Annotated in this window: 16 protein-coding genes; 10 read left to right on the plus strand and 6 right to left on the minus strand. The window is 64.2% G+C overall.

Going from position 1 to position 20,335, the window contains the following annotated elements; all coding sequences use genetic code 11:
• The first annotated feature begins 25 nt into the window (after positions 1 to 25).
• Together V9F06_10955 and V9F06_10960 are read left to right on the plus strand one after the other, a co-directional pair.
• The gene (locus V9F06_10955; protein ID MEI2618120.1) at positions 26 to 2,149 is read left to right on the plus strand and encodes a hydantoinase/oxoprolinase family protein; all 2,124 of its coding nucleotides are present in this window, start codon (positions 26 to 28) and stop codon (positions 2,147 to 2,149) included.
• Positions 2,146 to 3,807, plus strand: a complete 1,662-nt coding sequence (locus V9F06_10960) for a hydantoinase B/oxoprolinase family protein (GenBank protein ID MEI2618121.1) — start codon at positions 2,146 to 2,148, stop codon at positions 3,805 to 3,807. The genes V9F06_10955 and V9F06_10960 overlap by 4 nt, the downstream gene beginning before the upstream one ends.
• Before the next feature lie 86 nt (positions 3,808 to 3,893).
• On the opposite strand, the gene V9F06_10965 is transcribed toward V9F06_10960, so the two are convergent.
• The 3 genes from V9F06_10965 to V9F06_10975 all read right to left on the minus strand — a co-directional run bounded on the left by V9F06_10965 (position 3,894) and on the right by V9F06_10975 (position 8,209).
• Positions 3,894 to 5,489, minus strand: a complete 1,596-nt coding sequence (locus V9F06_10965) for a D-aminoacylase (protein ID MEI2618122.1) — start codon at positions 5,487 to 5,489, stop codon at positions 3,894 to 3,896.
• A gap of 195 nt (positions 5,490 to 5,684) precedes the next feature.
• Entirely contained in the window at positions 5,685 to 7,070 is a 1,386-nt protein-coding gene (gene allB, locus V9F06_10970) for an allantoinase AllB (GenBank protein ID MEI2618123.1), read from the minus strand.
• A gap of 92 nt (positions 7,071 to 7,162) precedes the next feature.
• Positions 7,163 to 8,209, minus strand: coding sequence for a hypothetical protein (locus V9F06_10975; GenBank protein ID MEI2618124.1), 1,047 nt, complete (start codon positions 8,207 to 8,209; stop codon positions 7,163 to 7,165).
• 146 nt (positions 8,210 to 8,355) lie between these two features.
• Here V9F06_10975 and V9F06_10980 point away from each other — a divergent pair, with 146 nt between their 5' ends.
• A complete protein-coding gene (locus tag V9F06_10980; GenBank protein MEI2618125.1) occupies positions 8,356 to 8,811 on the plus strand; it encodes a maleylpyruvate isomerase N-terminal domain-containing protein in 456 nt (151 codons plus the stop codon).
• Positions 8,812 to 8,940: 129 nt separating this feature from the next.
• Here V9F06_10980 and clpX read toward each other — a convergent pair whose 3' ends face one another.
• The 3 genes from clpX to tig form a co-directional block, all read right to left on the minus strand.
• On the minus strand, positions 8,941 to 10,209 hold the full coding sequence (clpX, locus tag V9F06_10985) for an ATP-dependent Clp protease ATP-binding subunit ClpX (GenBank protein ID MEI2618126.1): 1,269 nt from the start codon (positions 10,207 to 10,209) through the stop codon (positions 8,941 to 8,943).
• A gap of 26 nt (positions 10,210 to 10,235) precedes the next feature.
• Entirely contained in the window at positions 10,236 to 10,895 is a 660-nt protein-coding gene (locus tag V9F06_10990) for an ATP-dependent Clp protease proteolytic subunit (protein MEI2618127.1), read from the minus strand.
• A gap of 74 nt (positions 10,896 to 10,969) precedes the next feature.
• The gene (gene tig / locus V9F06_10995) at positions 10,970 to 12,469 is read right to left on the minus strand and encodes a trigger factor (protein MEI2618128.1); all 1,500 of its coding nucleotides are present in this window, start codon (positions 12,467 to 12,469) and stop codon (positions 10,970 to 10,972) included.
• A gap of 152 nt (positions 12,470 to 12,621) precedes the next feature.
• Here tig and V9F06_11000 point away from each other — a divergent pair, with 152 nt between their 5' ends.
• From V9F06_11000 to V9F06_11030, 7 genes are all read left to right on the plus strand, one after another.
• Positions 12,622 to 13,110 carry a hypothetical protein gene (locus V9F06_11000; GenBank protein ID MEI2618129.1) on the plus strand — a complete coding sequence of 163 codons (489 nt, stop codon included), beginning with the start codon at positions 12,622 to 12,624 and terminating at the stop codon, positions 13,108 to 13,110.
• A gap of 14 nt (positions 13,111 to 13,124) precedes the next feature.
• A complete protein-coding gene (locus V9F06_11005; GenBank protein MEI2618130.1) occupies positions 13,125 to 13,847 on the plus strand; it encodes an SCO1664 family protein in 723 nt (240 codons plus the stop codon).
• Between the two features lie 233 nt (positions 13,848 to 14,080).
• Positions 14,081 to 14,587: a (2Fe-2S)-binding protein gene (locus V9F06_11010; GenBank protein ID MEI2618131.1), complete on the plus strand. Its 507-nt coding sequence runs from the start codon at positions 14,081 to 14,083 to the stop codon at positions 14,585 to 14,587.
• Positions 14,588 to 14,649: 62 nt separating this feature from the next.
• Positions 14,650 to 17,025 carry a xanthine dehydrogenase family protein molybdopterin-binding subunit gene (locus tag V9F06_11015; protein MEI2618132.1) on the plus strand — a complete coding sequence of 792 codons (2,376 nt, stop codon included), beginning with the start codon at positions 14,650 to 14,652 and terminating at the stop codon, positions 17,023 to 17,025.
• 19 nt (positions 17,026 to 17,044) lie between these two features.
• Positions 17,045 to 17,872: a xanthine dehydrogenase family protein subunit M gene (locus V9F06_11020; GenBank protein ID MEI2618133.1), complete on the plus strand. Its 828-nt coding sequence runs from the start codon at positions 17,045 to 17,047 to the stop codon at positions 17,870 to 17,872.
• A 243-nt stretch (positions 17,873 to 18,115) separates the two neighbouring features.
• Positions 18,116 to 19,033, plus strand: coding sequence for a MoxR family ATPase (locus tag V9F06_11025; GenBank protein ID MEI2618134.1), 918 nt, complete (start codon positions 18,116 to 18,118; stop codon positions 19,031 to 19,033).
• Positions 19,026 to 20,327 carry a VWA domain-containing protein gene (locus V9F06_11030; GenBank protein ID MEI2618135.1) on the plus strand — a complete coding sequence of 434 codons (1,302 nt, stop codon included), beginning with the start codon at positions 19,026 to 19,028 and terminating at the stop codon, positions 20,325 to 20,327. The genes V9F06_11025 and V9F06_11030 overlap by 8 nt, the downstream gene beginning before the upstream one ends.
• Positions 20,328 to 20,335 lie beyond the last annotated feature (8 nt).

Genomic DNA, 20,335 nt, shown 5'->3' on the forward strand with positions numbered 1-20,335 from the left:
TCCTCCGCACGCCGCGCGAGGATTGATGAACGAGGAGCAGATGATCGAAGATCACCCCGGCGCAATAGCCCTGTCATTCGATGTCGGCGGCACCTTCACCGACTTCGTCGCCATTGACACCGCGACCGGCGCTGTCGCCGCCCGCCACAAGGTGCTGACCAACGCCCGTTACCCAGCCCGTGGCGTCGTTCGCGGCTGGCAGGAAATGGCCAGCGCTGGCCTCGACGCGACGTCGGTCCACTTTGCCGTCCACTCGACCACCCTCGTCACCAACGCGCTGATCGAGCGCAAGGGGGCAACGACGGCACTGGTCACGACCCGCGGCTTTCGCGACATTCTCGAGCTCGGCCGCGAGCAGCTCTACGACATCTACGACCTCTTCGCCCCGCCGCCCGACCCGCTCATCCCACGCCCGCTGCGGATGGAGGTTGTCGAGCGTATCGACGCTGCCGGCACGGTCCTGCAAGCTCCCGATCCTGCTTCGATCGCGGCCGTCATCGACGAGCTCCGCGTGACTGGCGTTGCCTCGGTTGCCATCGTCTTGCTCCATGCCTACCGCAATTCCGTCAACGAGCGCGCTATCGCCGATGCCATTCGCGCGGCACTGCCGGACCTCGCCATCTCCCTCTCCTCCGACATCGCCCCGATCGCGGGGGAATACGAGCGCGCCTCCACCACAGCAGCCGACGCCTTCACCAAGCCGCTCGTCCGCGACTACGTTGGCGAGCTGGAGCGCGCCCTCGACGAGTCGAGCATCCCGGCCGCGCTCTACCTGATGCTCTCCTCCGGCGAGATCGCCTCTGCCCCGACCGCGATGGCTCGCCCGATTCGCCTGCTGGAGTCCGGCCCGGCAGCCGGCGCGATCGCCGCCGCCTGGTATGGCCGGCTCGCCGGCTACGACGATGTGCTTTCGCTCGACATGGGCGGCACGACCGCAAAAGCTTGCGTCGTCGAGGGCGGCCGGCCCGAGTTGGCCCAGCTCCTCGAGGTCGCCCGCGTCCGCCGCTTCATGAAGGGCTCCGGCCTGCCGGTCGTCACTCCGGTTGTCGATTTGATCGAGATCGGCGCGGGCGGCGGCTCGGTCGCCCGCCGCGACGAGCTCGGCCTCCTCAAGGTTGGCCCCGACTCATCTGGCGCCGACCCCGGCCCCGCCTGTTACGGCCTCGGCGGCACACAGGCGACCGTCTCCGACGCCAACCTGCTGCTCGGCTATCTCAATCCCGACTACTTCCTCGGCGGCGCAATCCCGCTCCGACCCGACTTCGCCCGCGACGCCGTCGCCGCGCTCGCTGCCGAGCTCGGCCTCGCCGTCGAAGCGACTGCCTGGGGTATTCATCGCGTCGTCAACGAGAACATGGCCGCCGCGGCCCGCGTCCATATCATCGAGCGCAACCGCGATCCGCGCTCGCTGGCAACGATCGCCTTCGGCGGGGCCGGCCCGGCGCACGCTGCCGCCGTTGCCCGCATTCTTGGCAGCCCGACTGTCATCTTCCCGCCCGGCGCGGGAGTCGCTTCGGCATTCGGCGCGCTCGTCGCGCCAATCGCCTTTACGGCCGGCCGCACGCTGATGACCGCACTCGATTCCGCCGACTGGGCCGAGATCCAGCAGGTCTACGCAGAACTCGAGTCAACCGCTTCCGCCGAGTTGGCCCATGCGGGCGTCGCCTACGCCGATATCCGTTTCCGCCGCTGGGCGGAGATGCGCCTGGAGGGTCAGTATCACGAGATCGCCGTCGACGTCCCGGCCGGCCCGCTCTCCGCTAGCAGCATCCCGACCATCCGCTCCGCCTTCGACGACGCCTACCGCGAGCTCTATGGCCGCATCCTCGAAGGTCTGCCGATCGAGGCTCTCCACTGGCGCCTCAGCGCTGTCGGTCCTGAGCAGCAGATCGGGACTGTTGACCTTCCCCTCGGCGACGAGTCAGCCGACCCCGCGCTGAAGGGCCGCCGGCCAGTCTGGTTCGACGACCGCTTTCACGACACGCCCGTCTACGACCGCGATCTGCTCCAGCCGGGCATGCGTCTGGTCGGCCCGGCCGTGCTCGAGGAGCGCGAAGCGACGATCGTGATCGGCCCAGGCGATGACGCTCGCGTCGATTCACATCTCGCGATCATCACCACGATTGCCCCGACAGGAGGCGCCCGATGACTACGCAACCTACCTCCCCCGCCGTCGAGTTCGACCCGGTCTCGCTTGAGATTATGTGGAGTCGCCTGATCGGCATTGCCGACGAGATGTGGACGACCGTGCTGCGCACCGCCGTATCGACAATCATCGGGGCGGCCCAGGACTTCGGCTGCGAGATCCTCGACGAACGTGGCAACTCGCTGGCCCACTCCTACCGCTCGATGCCCGTCTTCAATCTGATCATGCCGGAACTTACCCGCAAGCTCATCGACGCCTTCCCGGTCGAGCAGATGCGCCCCGGCGACATCTTCACCACTAACGATCCCTGGCTCTGCGCCGGCCACCTCGACGACATCGCCGTGATCACGCCGATCTTCCGCGATGGTGTGGTCGTCGCCTTTGCCAACACAGTCGCTCATACCTCCTCCATCGGCGGTGCGCTCGACGGCATGGCTGTCCGCGACCTCCATGAGGAGGGGCTCTTCATTCCGCTCCTGCGTCTCTACGACGCCGGCCGGCCCAACGAGACGCTCTTCTCCTTCATCCGCGCCAACGTCCGTCAGCCGGAGATGGTTCTCACCGACATCGAGGCGCAGGTCACCGCAAACGTCGTCGCCGAGGAGCGCATCCTGGCCCTGATGAACGAATACGGCCTTATCTCGCTCCGCGACGTCGCCGACGCGGCCCAGTCGCGCGCCGAGGCTGCCATGCGGGCCGCCATCGCCGCCATTCCCGACGGCGTCTACGAGGCAGAAGAATTCGTCGAAGCGGCCGGAAGCCCGCTCCCACTCCACGCAAGGATCGAGGTTGCGGGCGACGGGATCACCGTCGACTACGCCGGCAGCGCCCCCCAGATGATGGGCGGCGGGATCAACTGCACCTTCACCTACACTCGCGCCCACACCGTCTACCCGCTGAAGTGTTTGCTAACCCCGAACGTGCCGAACAACGAGGGCTGCTTCCGCCCGATTACCGTCCGCGCCCCCGAACGCTCTATCCTCAACGCGCTGCCCCCCGCCTCGGTCAACTCGCGGACCAAGACCGGCTGGCACATCCACACCCTGATCTTCCGCGCTCTGGCCGGCGCCCTCCCCGAGCGCGTCCAGGCCGGCAACGGCCTCATGTTCACCATGCGCGGCTACTCACGCGATGCGGACGGCACGCCGCGCAATGCTCACCTGATCTGCGGCGGCGGGCGCGGCGCGGGCTACGGCCACGACGGCGTCACGCGCAACTGCTTCCCGTCCAGCGCTGGCAACGTCCCAATCGAGGTCTTCGAGTCGCGTCTGCCGCTTCTCGTCGAGGAGGATGCGCTCGAGCCCGACTCCGGCGGGGCCGGCCAGTGGCGCGGCGCGCCGGGCCAGCGCGTCAGCCTGCGCCTTCATCCTGACCACCCGCACCCCGTCGCCCTCTACATCCATCCGGACAGGCTCCGCTTCCCCGCCCCCGGCATCTTCGGCGGCGAGCCCAGCCTGCGGAACCAGATCATCCTCAACGGCGAGAATCTGGCGAAGGACGGCAGCATGGAGCACGGCGAGATCGTCCTGGCCTCACCGACGGATCGCCTCACCACCGTCGTCGCCGGCGGCGCCGGCTACGGCCCACCCGCCGACCGCGACGCCGCCCTCGCCGCCCGCGACCGTGCCTTCGGCTATGTCCGGCCGAACGACGGCGACTGACTTCAACGCTACCTGACCGGCTACTCAATGGAAACGGGCCGAGGAGGATGTCCTCGGCCCGTTCCCATCTCAGCGGTTAACAGTCTCTACCGCCGCGTCCCCGGCGCTCCTGCCTCGCGGCGCAGCGCTCGGCCGGCCAGGTTCCCCGCCTCGCGCCCGTCGCGCACGGCATGGACGCCGTTGACGAAGACGTGCTCGATCCCGGTCGGGAATTGCCGCGGGACTTCGTATGTCGAGCGGTCGATTACTGTATCGGGATTGAAGACGGTGATGTCAGCGAACGCCCCCGCGCGGATCTCGCCACGGTCCACGACGCCCAGACGCCAGGCCGGCAGCGACGTCATCTTGCGGATCGCCTCCGGCAGCGGCATCAGCTTCTCGTCCCGGACGTAGTGTCCGAGAATCTTCGGATACGTGCCGTACGTCCGCGGGTGCGGCTCGCCGCCCATCAGGGCATCGGTGCAGTGCATCAGCCACGGCTGCACCAGTAGATGCCGTACATCGTCCTCCTGCATCATGAACAGGATCATGCTGACCGCGTGGTTCTCGTCCAGCAGCAGCCGCACCATCGTCTGATATTCGTCCAGCCCCCACTGCGCCGCGATCTCCGGGATACGCTTGCCGACTGCCCAGCGGTTCGCCTCGGACTTCACCCCCGAGATCATGATCGAGCCCCACGACGAATTGGCAATGCTCGACTCCCAGTCCGAGCGACCCTGCTCAATCTCCCGCCGGATCTGTGACTCGAGGTCCGGGTCGCGCAGGTAGGCGTTCAGCCCGTCGATACCCCGCGCGTGGCACCACGGCGGCAGCAACGCCGCCAGCATCGTCGAGCCGGCCGCATACGGGTACTGGTCGGCCGTAATATCCAGCCCGTCGGCCCGAGCCTGCTCGACCGCCGCGCTCATCTGTGTCGAAAGTCCCCAGGCATGCTTGCCGCGCGCCTTGAAGTGCGAGATATGGCAGGCCGCGCCACTCTCGCGGGCGATCCGAAACACCTCGTCCATACCCTCCAGCACACGGCCACCCTCGTAGCGCATGTGATAGACCATGAACGAGTCGTGCCGCCGGACCACCTTGCCGATCTCGATCAGCTCCTGCGTGTCGGAATAGACGCACGGCGAGTAGATCAGCCCGGTCGAGAACCCGCACGCGCCCTGGGAGAGCGAGGCGTCCACCAGCGCCTGCATCGCCGCCAGCTCTGCCTCCGTTGGCGCTCGGTCGTCCATCCCCATGACGTGCAGCCGCACCGTCCCGTGGCCAACCATGCCGGCCATGTTCAACGCCGCGCCGCCGACCCGCTCGAAATAATCCCCGTACGATCGCCACGACCAGTCGAGTTGCGGGTCGTCGTTCAGCCCCGACAGATGCGTCCGCCAGCGATCGACGTCCTCACGCTTGATCGGCGCTTCCGATAGCCCGTCCTGCCCGAGCAGGTCAGTCGTGATCCCCTGGCGCAACTTCGGCGAGAGTTGCCGGTCGGACATGCAGACAAGGTCGCAGTGGCTATGCGTGTCGATGAACCCCGGCGATACCGCCAGCCCCGCCACGTCGATTCGCTCGCCCTGTGGCACGACATCACCCACCGCAGCGATTCGGTCACCTTCGACGACGACATTTCCCAGCCGTCCGGGCCCGCCGCTCCCGTCGTAGATCGTCCCGCCCGTCAGCGTGAATATCATCTTGCCGCCTCCTACCTACCGCGCAGCGGCGGAACGCTCGACCGCCAGCCTGTTCGTATGCCTGTCATTCTGAGGCCGCAGCCGAAGAATCTCCCCAATTGACCCGCCACGAACCTCGAAGAGATGTTTCGCTGCGGCTCAACATGACGGACGAACGGCGAGTTACGGTTCGAACGCGTCACTCCATTCAGCGAGTCAGCTCGCCCCGTATCCTCGCCCGAGGAATCGCCCGTCGCCCGGTCGGGATAGCACTGCCTCCGGCCGGCTCAGGTCGAACGCCACCTGTCCACGAACGATCGTCTTCACGACCGACGCGCCGATCGTCTTCCCCTCGAACGGCGTCCATTTGTTGCGATGCAACATCCCATCTCCGTGCGCCTGCCAGGAACGATTCGGATCGTAGAACGCCAGGTCGGCATCCGAGCCAACCTGAATCACACCCTTGCGCGGATACAGAGCGAACACCTTCGCTGGATTGGTCGCAGACAGCTCGACGAACCGCTCCAACCCCAGACCGCGCTTGTTGACGATCTCATCGAACAGCGCCGGATACATTGTCTGCACACCAGATAGCCCCAGCGGCGACTGCCAGATATCGTCCAGCCCGGCCCGCTTCTCTTCGACGGTATAGCCGCAGTGATCGGACGACACAACGTCCACGGTCCCATCGGCGACATACTCCCAGATCCGCTCGACCTCGGCCCGATCACGGAGGGCGGGCGCACACCGCGCGAACGGCCCATGCTTCACGAGATCGTCGAGGTCCAACGAGAGGTATTGCGGGCAGGTCTCAACCTCGACATTCGCGCCGCGCGCCTTCGCCGCTTTGATCAGTGCCAGCGCGTCGGCCGAAGCGCAGTGACAGACATAGAGCCATGCGCCGGTCAGCTCCGCAAAGAACAATGCCCGATGAACCGCCTCGGTCTCGACCAGCGGCGGCCGGCTCTCGTAGTGCGCCAAAGCGTCCTTGCGGCCGGCTGCCTGCATCCGGGCAATCCCTTGTTCCATCAATGTGTCGTTTTCACAGTGGATCCCGAATCGGATGTCTGATCCCGAATCAGCCAGGAACCGGAACGTGTCCAGTAGCACCTGATCATTGGCCGGCGGAAAGCCGGGGCTGGAGGCAGGCATGAACGCCTTCAGAGCGACGATGCCTTCGTCGATCATCTCCTGGATCTGCTCAATCGGTTGCCCGACGACCCCACCCCAGAGCGCGATGTCGATCAAGGAGTGCTCACCGATCAGCCGCCGCTTTTCACGGATATGCTCACCCGTGCTCGACGTCGGGGACGCCTGTGGCATCTCGATCGCGCTTGTCACCCCGCCGGCCAGCGCCGCCATCGTCCCTGTCTCGAACCCCTCCACCAGGCGTGGGTCTGGCTCACGGAAGTGCGTGTGCACATCCACACCGCCCGGCACGACGATCAGCCCGCGTGCGTCGATCACGTCCGCGGACGCCACATCGGCTGCGTCGGTCGTGATCGTCGCGATCTTCTCTCCGCGGATTACCAGATCGGCGCGCACCGGCCCGTCGGATGTGACGATCGTCCCGCCAGAGATAACTGAAACCTTCTCGGACATTGGCCTTCTCCTCAACTCGCGCGGTAATGGACGACCAGAAGCAACGATACGTGGCATCACGTCAGGTATGCCTGCATATCGACGTCCCCGTCTCACTCCTCCTCATCGGGCTCATCCACCTCTTCAACATCATAGTCCGGGAAGCGGAAGCTCATCTCCCGATCCAGCACCCCGCCATAGGCCAACTGGACGACATCTTCGCTCTCGATGCCACGCCCAGTCATGATCGTCGGCAGCACCAGGTCCGCCACCGTCGAGCGCGAATACATCGAGCACGACGCGAGGTTGACCACTGGCGTGCGTCCAATTCGCGCCACCCAGAACATACTGCCCGGGTGCGCAGGCGCCCCGAAGTGCACCATCTCCGCGCCAGATCGCTGAAGCCCGACCAGAATCGGATCGAGTGGGTCGATCGTATTACCCCCCGCGGCGAAAATCACGTCCGCGCCGGCATCCAGGTACTCCTGCAATGTCGCCGCTACCGCGCTGGCATCGGTCTCGATGAATCGCAGATCAACGAGCTCCGACCCATACCATCGCAGCTTCTTCTGGATCACCTCACGGAATCGCGCTCGCGTGCGCTCGTTCAGCCCCTCGGTTGCGAACACCGCGACCCGCTGCGGCTCGTACGCGAGCACCTCAACCGGCTTATGTCCGGTCTCTGTCACGAGCTGCTCTGCCTGCAGCACGAGCTCCTCCCGAACCGTGATCGGCGTCGTCTTTACGCCCGCGACGATCTTGCCCGGGAGCACCGGCTGCCGATCGAGCAGGCTGAACGCAGTGAGGCCCTCGATCCTGTTGATCGCCAGCAGCAGTTCCCGATCCACGCTAAGCAGGCCCTTCACCGTCGACGCCAGATTCAGCCGGCTTTGCACAGGTGGCCGGATGAGGATGCCTGCGCCAGCCACCACCTCAGCCAGTCGTCGCCCGGCCACGTCCTCGTGGAGGTCCCCCGGCTCCGGCTCGATCAGATGCAGCACGACTTCCGCGACCCGCAGCCAATCCGCCAGTGCCGCCTCGTCGATCGTCGCCCCCTTGCGCATGAAGCGCTTGCGATCCCTGTCGCGCAGGTCGGCCGTCAGAATCCAGCCCAGATGTTCCGGGCCAATCTCCGACGAACTGAGCTCGTGCGCCTTCACGTCGCGTCCCTCTCCTCCCCGCCGACCCTTCAGCGTAGCGTACAACCGTTTCGTGTTTCACGGGCCGTCCGGTCTGGCACTGGTAGTAACCAGCAGTCCATACTTCGCCCGATGGGACGTGATGATCAGAGGGGATGCGAACCAACATGGCGATCTCGATGAACGAGCGACTGGCGATGTTGCAGGCCGCGGCGAACTCCTGGTTGGAGCTCCGCCGTGTCCTCGACACAATCTCCGATAGCGCCCTGCGAAAACCCGATACTGTCGGTGTCTGGCGTGGCCAGGATGTCCTTGTTCACCTGGCGAACTGGGACGAGGAAGCGATCAACGTCCTCGAGCGCATGGCGGCCGGCGAGCCCGCCCACTGGCCGCTCCCACCGGGCGTCGACGGCGACGTGTGGAACGAAGAGCGTCTCGATCCCTGGCGCTCCGCTACCCCGGCTCAGGCTCGCGCGTTTCTCACCGATGCTCACGACCGCCTGATGCATATTGCCGAAACGATGCAGGCCGTCAAGCCACGAATCGTCCTCGGCGCCACCCAGTATCACTACGGGGAGCACCTCGACGACCTTCGTGCGCTCGCCAAAGCATCGACGCAGTAGCCCACCAAGCGTCATCGAGCTGCGTTTTCCGCGCGGAGTTCCTCACGGTTCCGCGCCGCCGGCCTCGGTGAGAGACGAAAAGGGGGCGACCCGAAGGCCGCCCCTGTCGCATTCGCTGTTGTTCCCGACTCAGGCTGTTTTCTCTGCCTCAATCGGCCGGTCGTTCACTGTCATCAGCAGTGGCTGGATCCGGTTATTGATCACGTCGGCGTTCACAATGCATTTCCGCACACCCTCGAGCGACGGGATCTCGTACATGACGTCGAGGAGCACTTCCTCGATTGTCGTCCGCAATCCACGCGCGCCAGTGCGGCGTTGCTCCGCCTGCCGTGCCGCCGCGTCCAGTGCGTCCGCAGTGAACACCAGCTCCACATCATCGAGCTGGAAGAACTTCTGATACTGCCGGACAACCGCATTGCGCGGCTCCACCAGGATACGTTTCAGATCTTCGTGTGACAGGTGATCGAGCGAGACGGCCACCGGTAGCCGGCCGACAAACTCCGGGATCAACCCATATTTCAGCAGGTCATCGTGCGTCACCTGCGCGAGCAGATTATCCTGCTCGTCGCGAGTATCCTCCTGGTCCTCACCGAAGCCGATCTTTCGCCCGGTGCCAACCCGTCGGCTGATGACCTCCTCCAGCCCCTCAAACGCGCCACCGCAGATGAACAGAATGTTGCGCGTGTCGATCTGGATGTATTCCTGGTGAGGATGTTTGCGGCCGCTTTGGGGCGGCACATTGGCGACCGTGCCCTCTATGATCTTCAGCAGTGCCTGCTGAACTCCCTCGCCAGACACGTCGCGAGTAATCGACGGGTTGTCCGACTTCCGAGTGATCTTGTCGATCTCATCGATGTAGATGATGCCGGTCTGCGCGCGCTGGACGTCGCCCGCTGCCTGAATCAGCCGCAGCAGGATATTCTCAACGTCTTCGCCAACATAGCCGGCCTCGGTCAGCGCCGTCGCGTCGGCGATCGAGAATGGCACGTCCAGGATGCGCGCCAGCGTCTGCGCGAGCAACGTCTTGCCCGAACCTGTCGGGCCGACCAGCAGAATGTTTGACTTCTGCAGCTCGACGTCGTCGCCGTCTGACTGCGCCGAGATGCGCTTGTAGTGGTTATAGACCGCGACCGACAGAGTCTTCTTCGCCCGATCCTGCCCAATGACGTACTGGTTCAGTTGTTCGTAAATCCGCTTGGGAATCGGGATACGCGCGAACGACGGCTCCGGGTGAGCCGCTGGCTGCTCTTCCTCCTCGATGATCTCCCGACACAACTGCACGCACTCATCGCAAATGTAGACTGCGCCAGGGCCGGCGATCAGGCGGCGAACCTCCTCCTGGCCCTTACCACAGAATGAGCATCGGTAATGGACCCGTCCACCTCGTGACCCAGACATCGCGGTGTCCCCTCAACGTTGCTGATCTACTCCGACGCCCCGATGAGTCCCTGGCTCGCCCGTAGCTCGCGAAGCGCCTGAAGCCGTGGCGAATCGAGCACGTGATCGACCAGTCCGTATTCCTTGGCCTCGTCGGCCGACATGTACTTGTCGCGCTCGGTGTCGTGCTTGATGACGTCGAACGGCTGGCCTGTGTGCAACGACATGATCTCGACCAGGCGATTTGTCAGCAGGAGCGTCTCACGCGCGACAATCTCGATATCCGGCACGTTGCCACGGAAGCCGGCCGAACCCTGATGGATCAGGATCCGCGTGTTTGGCAACGAAAACCGCTTGCCGTGCGTCCCCGCTGCCAGCAGCACAGCGCCCATGCTTGCCGTCAGCCCGCAAGCATACGTCGCTACATCGCAGCGCAGCGACTGCATCGTGTCATAGATGAACAATCCGTGATAGACACTCCCACCCGGGCTGTCGATATAGAGCCGGATATCCTGCTCCGGGTTTTCGTAATCCAGAAAGATGAGCTGCGCCGAGATGAGATTCGCGATCTGATCGTCGATCGGCGTGCCGAGGATGATGACCCGATCGCGCAACAGTCGCGAATAGATGTCGTAGGCGCGCTCGCCCCGGTTGGTCGTCTCGACCACCATCGGCACGAGATTCTCGGGATAGAAGACGTCGTCCATGACCATCGTGTCCTTTCGCCGCGGGCAACCGTCTCGACCGCGGGGGGTGAGTGAGGACCCCTGTCGCAGGCGCGTTAGCCCTGCTCGTCCTCGCCGTCCTCATCGGCCGGCTTGTCATCTACGTCATGTGCGCCAGCAGATTCGGACGCAACCTCAGAGTCTGGCTCAGTCGGCTCGATTGCCTGCGCATCGTCGGCCTCAGCCGTCTCGGGCACGTCGTCCTCTACCGTGGCTGCCGCGCCGCCAAGCTCCCGAGCCAGTGCTTCCGCGCCGGCCCCGGTCACCGCGCCGCGACCCTCGGTCGCGATCGAGATTACCCGTTCGGTCAGCTTTCGGTCGAAGAGCTCATTCTCCAGCAGACCACGGAAATACTCCGACTCGTACAGCGTCTTCAGTCGATCCGGGCTCTCCGATCCGCCGGCCAGCCGATCGATCTCGGCGCCGATATCCTCGGCGGTGACTTCGACACCCTCGGCCTTCGCGATCTCCTGCAGGACGACCGAGTTACGAACTCGTCGTTCGGCGTTCGGGCGCATCTCGTCGCGCAGCTCGTCCATCGTCTGGTTGTTCACGGCGAGATACTCGTCGAGGTTCAGCCCTTGCTGGGCCAGCCGCGAGCGAAACTGGGTGATCTCATCCTCCAGCTCCTTCTCGACCATGCTGCCCGGCACGTCAATCTCGGCCACATCGGACATCGCGTTGATGACCTCTGTGCCGATCTCGCTTCGCGCTTCCATCGCCTTGTTGCGCAGCAGGTCCTTCTCGATCTGCTCGCGCAGCGCGTCGAAGCTATCGAACTGGCCGACCTTCGCCGCCAGATCATCGCCCAACTCCGGCCGCACCCGCGCCTGCACATCCTTGAGCGTAATCACGTACCGAAGCGACTTGCCGCGCAGCGCAGGGTTGACACTCATATCGTCGTCGTCAAACGCAAGCGTGAGCTCAGCTGTAGAACCCGGCTGCATCATCTTGATTGATTCGACCAGTGCCTCGAACAGAGAGCTCTCGCCCAGAATGAACTCCGCGTCCTCGGCTGGCTCCTGGAACGGCTCATCGCCGTCGAACACGCCCAGGTCGATCACGATCTTGTCGTCATCGCGAGGAGCGCGCGGTTCAGCCACCGACACCCATTCGGAGTGCTGCCGCTGCAGTTGATCCAGCACCTCCTGGACATCGGAGTCCTCCAGCTCAACCTCACGCGGCTCGACTCGCACGTTCGCGTAGTCACCCAGCGTGACGGTTGGGAAGACTTCGATTGTCACGGTGAAGGCAAGCGGTTCGGCCTGCAGGATCCCGACACGGGGATCACCGACTGGCACAAGGTTCTCTTGCTCGATCGCCTGTCGGTACAGATCGTCCATCATGTCGCGGCCGGCCTCTTCGACGATCGCGTCGTGGCCGACCATCTTCTCGATAATGTGGCGGGGAGCCTTGCCCTTGCGGAAACCAGGAATCGTCACATCTCGTGAGACTCTGCGGAGAGCCTTCTCGTAGGCTTCTGAGAACTCGACATCGTCCGCGTAGATATCGAGCTCGACGGTACTCCCGGGTATACGATCGACGGTCACTCGCACTGATGCTACTACCTTACATACGGCCTGTATCGTTGAGTCGGAGTATAGCAAACGCCCCCAATCTCCTCCGACTCGCTCGCGTCACCGCGGATCACCCCGGGGGCGTTGATACAATCTGGACAGGTATCCGCTCGAAGACGGCAGGTAGCTCGATGACTCCCGACACCTCCCACGACCCACGCATCGCGATCTGGAACGCCTGGCGACAGACGGCTCTCGCGCTCGGCCACCAGGTTCACGCGCAGCTGCAGGAGACCAGCCCGGTCACCGTTCACGGTCGGGATCTTCGCCCGGACGATGAGGGTGTCGGCTTCCAGTTTCAATATATGCTCGCCGGAGACCTCTATAACGGTGACGCGCGCGCCGCCTTCTATGTCCTCCAGATACAGCTCAAGAAGCGCGCGCGCAGCATTGGCTGGGAGGTGGATGCCGTTCCGGTAATCGAGCGGGCCGACAACAGCTACCAGCTCCACCAGCGCCGCACGTTCGCGATCCCGCTCCACCAGCACCAGCGGCTACGATCGACGATCCTGGATGATGTTGCCAACGACGCCGCCATGTTCTTTGCCGCCGTCAGCGCCGCCCTGCCGTTTGATGGTGTCTCGCTCCAGACACAGCCCGTCACGACCACTCAAGCCTGAATCACGAGGATCTAGTGACTGACCCCAGATCGTGTTCCACCCTTAATCGTCTGCGCTCCGGCGGCATCGCCGAGTGCAAGCTTGTGCCCTGGGGCTCAAACTACACCTTCGCCGTCGCTCTCACCGATCCCGACGACCAGGACGCCGAGACTCTCCTGGCGATCTACAAGCCGCGCGCGGGTGAGGCGCCGCTCTGGGACTTTCCCTCCGGCACGCTGTATCAGCGCGAGTACGCCGCATACCTGCTCGCCGACGCGCTCGGCTGGGATTTCATCCCGCCGACCGTCATCCGCGACGGCCCGCATGGAATCGGCACCGTCCAGCTCTATATCGAGCCGGAGCACGACTCCCATTACTTCAGCTTCCGCGACTCGCACCAGGACGAGCTTCGCCGCATGGCGGTCTTTGATCTAGTTGCCAACAACGCCGACCGCAAGGCCGGCCACTGCTTCCGCGACCGCGCTCAAACCAGCATCTGGGGCATCGACCACGGACTGACGTTCAACATTGAGCAGAAGGTTCGCACCGTGATCTGGGACTTCTGTGGAGAGGAGATTCCCGAGGACCTCGCGGCCGGCCTACGGCGTGTCCGCGATGACGCCACCATATCCGCGCTGCTCGCGCCACAACTCGACCCGCTAGAGATCCAGGCGCTTCGTGCGCGGGCGGTTCGCCTGCTCGAAGATGGCGTGTTCCCCGAGCTCACCTCGCGCCGCAACATCCCCTACGGGTGGTAGCGCTCAACCGTCCCACGTCACGGCGACTGTTTCACCACGCACCGAACCGTGCTACTATGCCGTCGCGTTCCTGAGGATTGTTGTGCCGGTCGGACGGCATGGCATGGTCACGATCGAGCCGGAATCAACGACGTTGCGTTCTTGCGAGACTGCCCATCCATGCCAGATGCAATGGCGAGACCCCGAGGCCGTGGTAGCACACGGCACGAGCGTTCCTCGTTGAAGGAGGGAAGATGGCCACCGAAGCGATTGCCAGGCAGCAGGTCTCGATAACGGTCAATGGGCAGCAGCGTCAAGCGGACGTCGAGCCACGCCGGCTGCTGGTCCATTTCATCCGCGAGGACCTGGGCCTTACCGGAACTCATGTCGGTTGCGACACCAGTCAGTGTGGCGCATGCACCGTCATCATGAACGGTCTCGCGGTGAAATCCTGCACCGTTCTGGCTGCCCAGGCCGACGGCGCTGAGGTCATGACGATCGAAGGGCTGGCGAAGGACGGCGAGCTCCATCCCATCCAGGAAGGTTTCTGGGAAGAGCATGGCCTCCAGTGCGGCTTCTGCACCCCGGGCATGATCCTGTCGACCTATGACCTGTTGCAGCGCAACCCGAATCCATCTGAGGCGGAGATCCGCCATGCGATCGACGGTAACATCTGCCGCTGCACCGGCTACCAGCACATCGTCAAGTCGATCCAGTACGCCGCCAACAAGATGGCGAGCCGGGCCGGCGGAGACGACTAGTCGACGCCTCGTCTTCCGGTTGTTTGTTTCGCAGCGCTGACTAGACTCGGGTGGAGGCGAACATGGCAGCAACCGAACGGAAGCAGCCCTATATCGGCAGGGCGATGAAGCGCAAGGAAGACCCGCGCTTCATCACCGGTCGTGGCAACTACCTGGACGACATCGTCCTTCCCAACATGCTCCATGCGGCGATCATCCGCAGCCCTTACGCGCACGCGCGCATTCTCGGCATCGATACCAGTGCCGCCGCCGGCATGCCCGGCGTCGTCGGCGTCTTCACGGGCGAAGACATCGAGCTCCCGCCCCTGCCCTACGCCTGGCAGGCAGCCGGGGTGCAGAACAACATCAACACCCCCTATGCGCTCGCGAAGGGCGAGGTTCATTGGGTCGGCGACTCGCTCGCCGTTGTCGTTGCCGAGACAGTCCAGCAGGCGCGCGACGCCGCCGAGGCAGTCGAGCTCGATCTGGAGGAGCTCCCCGGCGTGTCAGACGCCGAGAAGGCAGTTCAGCCAGGCGCGCCGCAGCTCCACGAAAACGCACCCAACAACATCGTGTTCACCTGGAGTTGCGGCAAAGAGACCGAGACCGACCAGGGCCTTCGCGACGCCGAGGTCGTCATTCACCAGAAGATCCGCAACCAACGGCTCATCGGCGTCCCGATGGAGACCCGCGCTGCTATCGCACAGTACCAGGCCGGAACCGAGGAGTTCACCTTCTGGCTTTCCAGCCAGGCTCCACATGTTCACCGGCTGGTGATGGCCGCGTTCATCCTCGGCGTGCCGGAGCAGAACATCCGCGTTATCACACCGGATCTCGGCGGTGGGTTCGGGGTCAAGATCTTCATGTACCCCGAGTATGTCCTCGCCGGCTGGCTGGCTCGCAAGCTCAACCGGCCAATCAAGTGGATCGAGACCCGCAGCGAAGCCAACGTCGCGACATCGCAGGGCCGTGATCACATCACTAACATCGAGGTCGGCGCGACAAAGGACGGCAAGGTCACCGCTCTTCGCGTTCACACCCTCGCGAATATGGGAGCATATCTGTCGACCGCATCCGGCGGCATCCCCACGACGCTCTACGGCAGGCTGCTCTCGGGCGTGTACAAGATCCCGGCGATCTACTGCGAGGTGAAGGGCGTCTTTACCAACACTGCGATGGTCGACGCCTATCGTGGCGCCGGCCGGCCCGAGGCCGCCTATGTTATCGAGCGCGTGATGGACCTCGTGTCCGACGAAACCGGTATCGACCCTGCCGAGGTGCGCCGTCGCAACTTCATCCCTCCGGACGAATTCCCATACGATAGCGGCGTCGGGATGCTGCCCTACGACACCGGCAACTACGAGCCAGCGCTCGACAAAGCGCTGGACATGGTTGGCTATCACGAGCTCCGCGCCGAGCAAGAGCGTCGCCGCCAGTCCGGCGACTCGAAACAGCTCGGCATCGGCCTGTCATCCTATGTCGAAGTCTGTGGCATCGCGCCGTCGGCCTACATGGCCGCCGAGGGCTGGGGCGCCGGCCTCTTCGAGAGCGCCAACATCAAGGTCCACCTGACGGGCAAAGTCGTCGTCACTACCGGCTCGATGCCGCATGGCCAGGGCCACGAGACGACCTTCGCGCAGATCGCCGCCGACAAGCTCGGCGTCCCGATCGAGGATGTCCAGCTCAAGTTCGGCGACACCCTCGCGACGCCGTTCGGTTACGGCACATACGGCAGTCGCTCGCTTGCCGTTGGCGGCGAGGCGATCGTCCGCTCAACAAACAAGATCGTCGCCAAGGCCCGTCGGCTCGCGGCACATTTGCTCGAAGTGGATATCGACGACATTGAGTACGTCGATGGCACAGCCTCGGTCAAGGGCGCTCCAGACCGGGTGAAGACCATCCAGGAGCTCGCCGCCGCGGCGGCGGTTCCGGTCAATCTGCCGGACGGGATGGAGCCATTCTTCGACGAGACGACCTACTTCGACCCACCCAGCTGCACCTTCCCGTTCGGCACACATATCGCCGTCGTCGAGGTCGACCGCGTCACCGGAAAGTCTGAGCTGATCCGCTACGTTGCGGTCGATGATGTCGGCAACATTGTCAACCCACTCGTCGTCGCCGGCCAACTCCAGGGCGGCATCGTCCAGGGCCTCGGCCAGGCAATGGTCGAAGGCGCTGTCTACGACGACAACGGCCAGTTGATCACCAGCACGCTGATGGAATATGCCGTGCCCCACGCCCAGCAGTTCCCGATGTTCGAGCTCGACCACACCGTCACGCCGACGCCAGTGAACGAGCTTGGTGTCAAGGGCGCTGGCGAAGCCGGCACCATCGCGTCAACACCAGCATTCGTCAACGCCGTTTGCGACGCACTCGCGCCGCTCGGCATCCACCATGTCGATATGCCACTGACTGCGCCGCGCGTCTGGGCGGCAATGCAGGAAGCAAGCAACGCGTAACGAAAGGGAGGGATCGACTGTGTATCCACGAGCGTTCGACTACAAACGCGTATCCACTGTCCAGGAGGCGATCGACGCGCTAAAGGACAACCCCGATGCGAAGCTCCTCTCGGGCGGGCACTCGCTGCTCCCCGCGATGAAGCTCCGCCTCGCCTCGCCCGATCTGCTCGTCGATATCGGCCGTGTCGCCGAGCTCAGAAATATCGCGGTCAACGGCAGCGCGACAATCGGCGCGGGTGTCACCTACAACGACTTCCTCAATAACGACGCGATGAAGCCCTACACCGCCCTCTATGACGCCGTCTCATCCGTAGGCGATGTTCAGGTCCGCAACCGCGGCACAATCGGCGGCGCGGCGGCGCATGCGGATCCGGCCGCTGATGTGCCGGCCGCCCTCCTCGTCCTCGGCGCGACCTTCGTCGCCCAGGGGCCGAACGGCCAGCGCGAGATCTCCGCCGATGACTTCTTCGTCGACATCCTCACCACCGCGCTCGAGCCCGACGAGGTTCTCACCCAGATCAGGCTCCCTGCCGCAGCTGGCGCGTCAGCCTACGAGAAATTCGCTCACCCAGCCTCGGGCTATGCCGTCTGCGGTGTCGCGGCCAGTATCAACGGTAACGATGTCAAGGTTGCCCTCACTGGCGCGACCTACAGGGCCACCCGCCTGACCGGTGTCGAAGACGCGCTGAAATCGGGAGCGATCGACGCCGCCGCAATCGAGCAGGCGGTCAAGAACGTCGGCGACCAGGATTGGGCCGGCGACCACTTCGCCTCCTCCGAGTATCGCGCTCATCTCGCTCAGGTCTACGCGAAACGCGCGCTCATGCGTGCGGCCGGCCTCAGCTAATTGCGCCGAACCCCTTGCCAGTGCCCGCCCCGAATTGGGGCGGGCACTGCCGTCTCCGTCATCCAGCCGCGCAAAAGCAGCCGAAATCGACGTTCCGGGCCGAACTTCGTCTGCGAAATCTCCGTCACGCTCGCGAATCGGGGTATACTTCCGTGTTGTAATGGTCGATGGCCGTTCAAGCTGCGCCAGCCCGCTTAGCGGCATACCGGTCGCGGCTCAACGGGGAGAGTGAGGAAGCGTTCGTTGTCGCAGGTTACAGCACAGTCAATCCCATCGCTGGAGTCGGTTGAAGACGTCCTGGAGGCGCTCGCGTCTCAGAAGTACATCGCCGACACCAGTCTGTCCACGGCAATCTTCCTTGCGCTCCGGCTGCCCAAGCCGCTGCTGCTCGAAGGCGAGGCCGGAGTCGGCAAGACCGAGATCGCCAAGGTTCTCGCGGCGATTCTTCAGACCGATCTCATCCGCCTCCAGTGCTACGAGGGGCTCGACGTCTCTCACGCAGTCTACGAGTGGAACTATCCTCGTCAGATGCTCGCCATCCGCGCCGCCGAAGCCTCCGAGGAGAGCCGCGACGCCGCCATCGCCGAGATCTTCAGCGAGGACTATCTGATCAAGCGCCCACTGTTGCAGGCCATCGAGCACCGTGGCAAGGCGCCGGTCCTGCTGATCGACGAAATCGACCGGGCGGATGAAGAGTTCGAGGCATTCCTTCTGGAACTGCTCTCCGACTTCCAGGTCACCGTCCCGGAGCTTGGCACGATGGTTGCCGAGCACCCACCGATCGTTATCATCACGTCCAACCGCACCCGCGAGCTGCACGACGCGTTGAAGCGCCGCTGCCTCTACCACTGGGTCGATTACCCGACGGTCGAGAAGGAATACCGGATCGTCACTTCGAAGGTTCCGGGCATCAACGATCGACTGGCGCTCCAGATCTCGCACTTCGTCCACGATCTGCGGCAGGTCGATCTGTACAAGCTGCCGGGCGTCGCGGAGACGCTCGACTGGGCCGCTGCCCTGATGGCGCTCTCCCAGCGCGAGCTCTCGTCCGAGGTCGCCTCCGTGACACTCGGCGCGATCCTCAAGCATCAGGAGGACGTCCAGTCGGTTCGAAAGAACAAGCTCGACGACCTGGTTGCGGCTTCGTCAAGCAATGGCTAGCACGATCTCCGCCCAGCACGGCCAGGTGTATGAGCCGGGGCAGACATTGCTGCGCCGGTCGCTTCGGTTCGGCCGGCTTCTGAGGGCAAACGGCATCAAGGTCACCCCATCGCAGGTGATGGACTTCGTCAACTCCACGAAGTACATCGGCATCCAGAACCGCCGAGTCTTCAAGGATGCCGCGGAAGCCTGCCTCATCACCAAGGGGGAGGATCGGGAAATGTTCTCGGTCCTCTTCGACGCCTACTGGCGCTCGAAACGCCCAGCCAACGACCAGGAGCAGCAGATCTTCAAGCCCTCTGACGACTCGATGGAGCCGATCGAGGGGCTCGACGACGCCGAGAACGAGGATGGCTCCGGCCAGTCCGAGTTCGGCGAAGGCATGGAGGGTCTCGCCGTCGATGACGAATCGGACGCCGGCGACCTCGCCGACGCCGACGATAGCGACCTCGAGTCCGTCCTCACCTACAGCGGTTCCGAAGCGCTGCGCACCAAGGACTTCTCCGAATTCACCACCGAGGAGCTTGAGCAGGCTCGCATCCTGATGAAGCGCCTCAAGTGGGAGATTGGCATGCGCAAGTCGCGCCGCAAGGTAGCGACGCCAAAGGGTCGTTACATCGACGCCCGGCGCACCATGCGCAAGTCGCTACAGACGGCCGGCGTGCCTCTACGCATCTCCGAGCGCAAAGTCAAGATGAAGCCGCGCTCCCTCGTCGTCATCTGCGACATCTCCGGATCGATGGATCGCTACTCTCGACTGCTGCTGCAGTTCATTCACACTATCGAGAACGATATGGCCCGCGTCGAGGCGTTCGTCTTCGGCACTCGCCTCACACGGATCACTCGCGTTCTCAAGAAGCGACCAATCGACGAAGCGATCACCAGAGTGTCCAAGGAAGTCCAGGACTGGGCTGGTGGCACCCGGATCGGCGAATCGATCGAGAGCTTCAACCAGGATTGGGCGCGACGCGTCCTGCGCAATGGCGCAGTCGTCCTGATTATCTCCGATGGCTGGGATCGCGGAGATCCGCAACTCCTTGGCAATGAGATGATGCGGCTGCAGCGTTCGTGCTACCGGATGATCTGGCTCAACCCTCTGCTCGGCTCGCCACGCTATCAGCCGCTCACTCGCGGCATGCAGGCGGCGTTGCCGTACATCGACGACTTCCTGCCGGTCCATAACCTCGAGAGTCTCGAGCTTCTCGCCGAGCACCTGTCCAACATCGGCGAGTACCGGCCCGTCCGCCGCCAGGCTCCGCTGGAGTTCGTCCAGCAACGCATGGCGTCGGTCTGATCTCGCGC

The sequence above is a fragment of the Thermomicrobiales bacterium genome (assembly GCA_037045155.1).
GTDB lineage: Bacteria > Chloroflexota > Chloroflexia > Thermomicrobiales > CFX8 > JAMLIA01.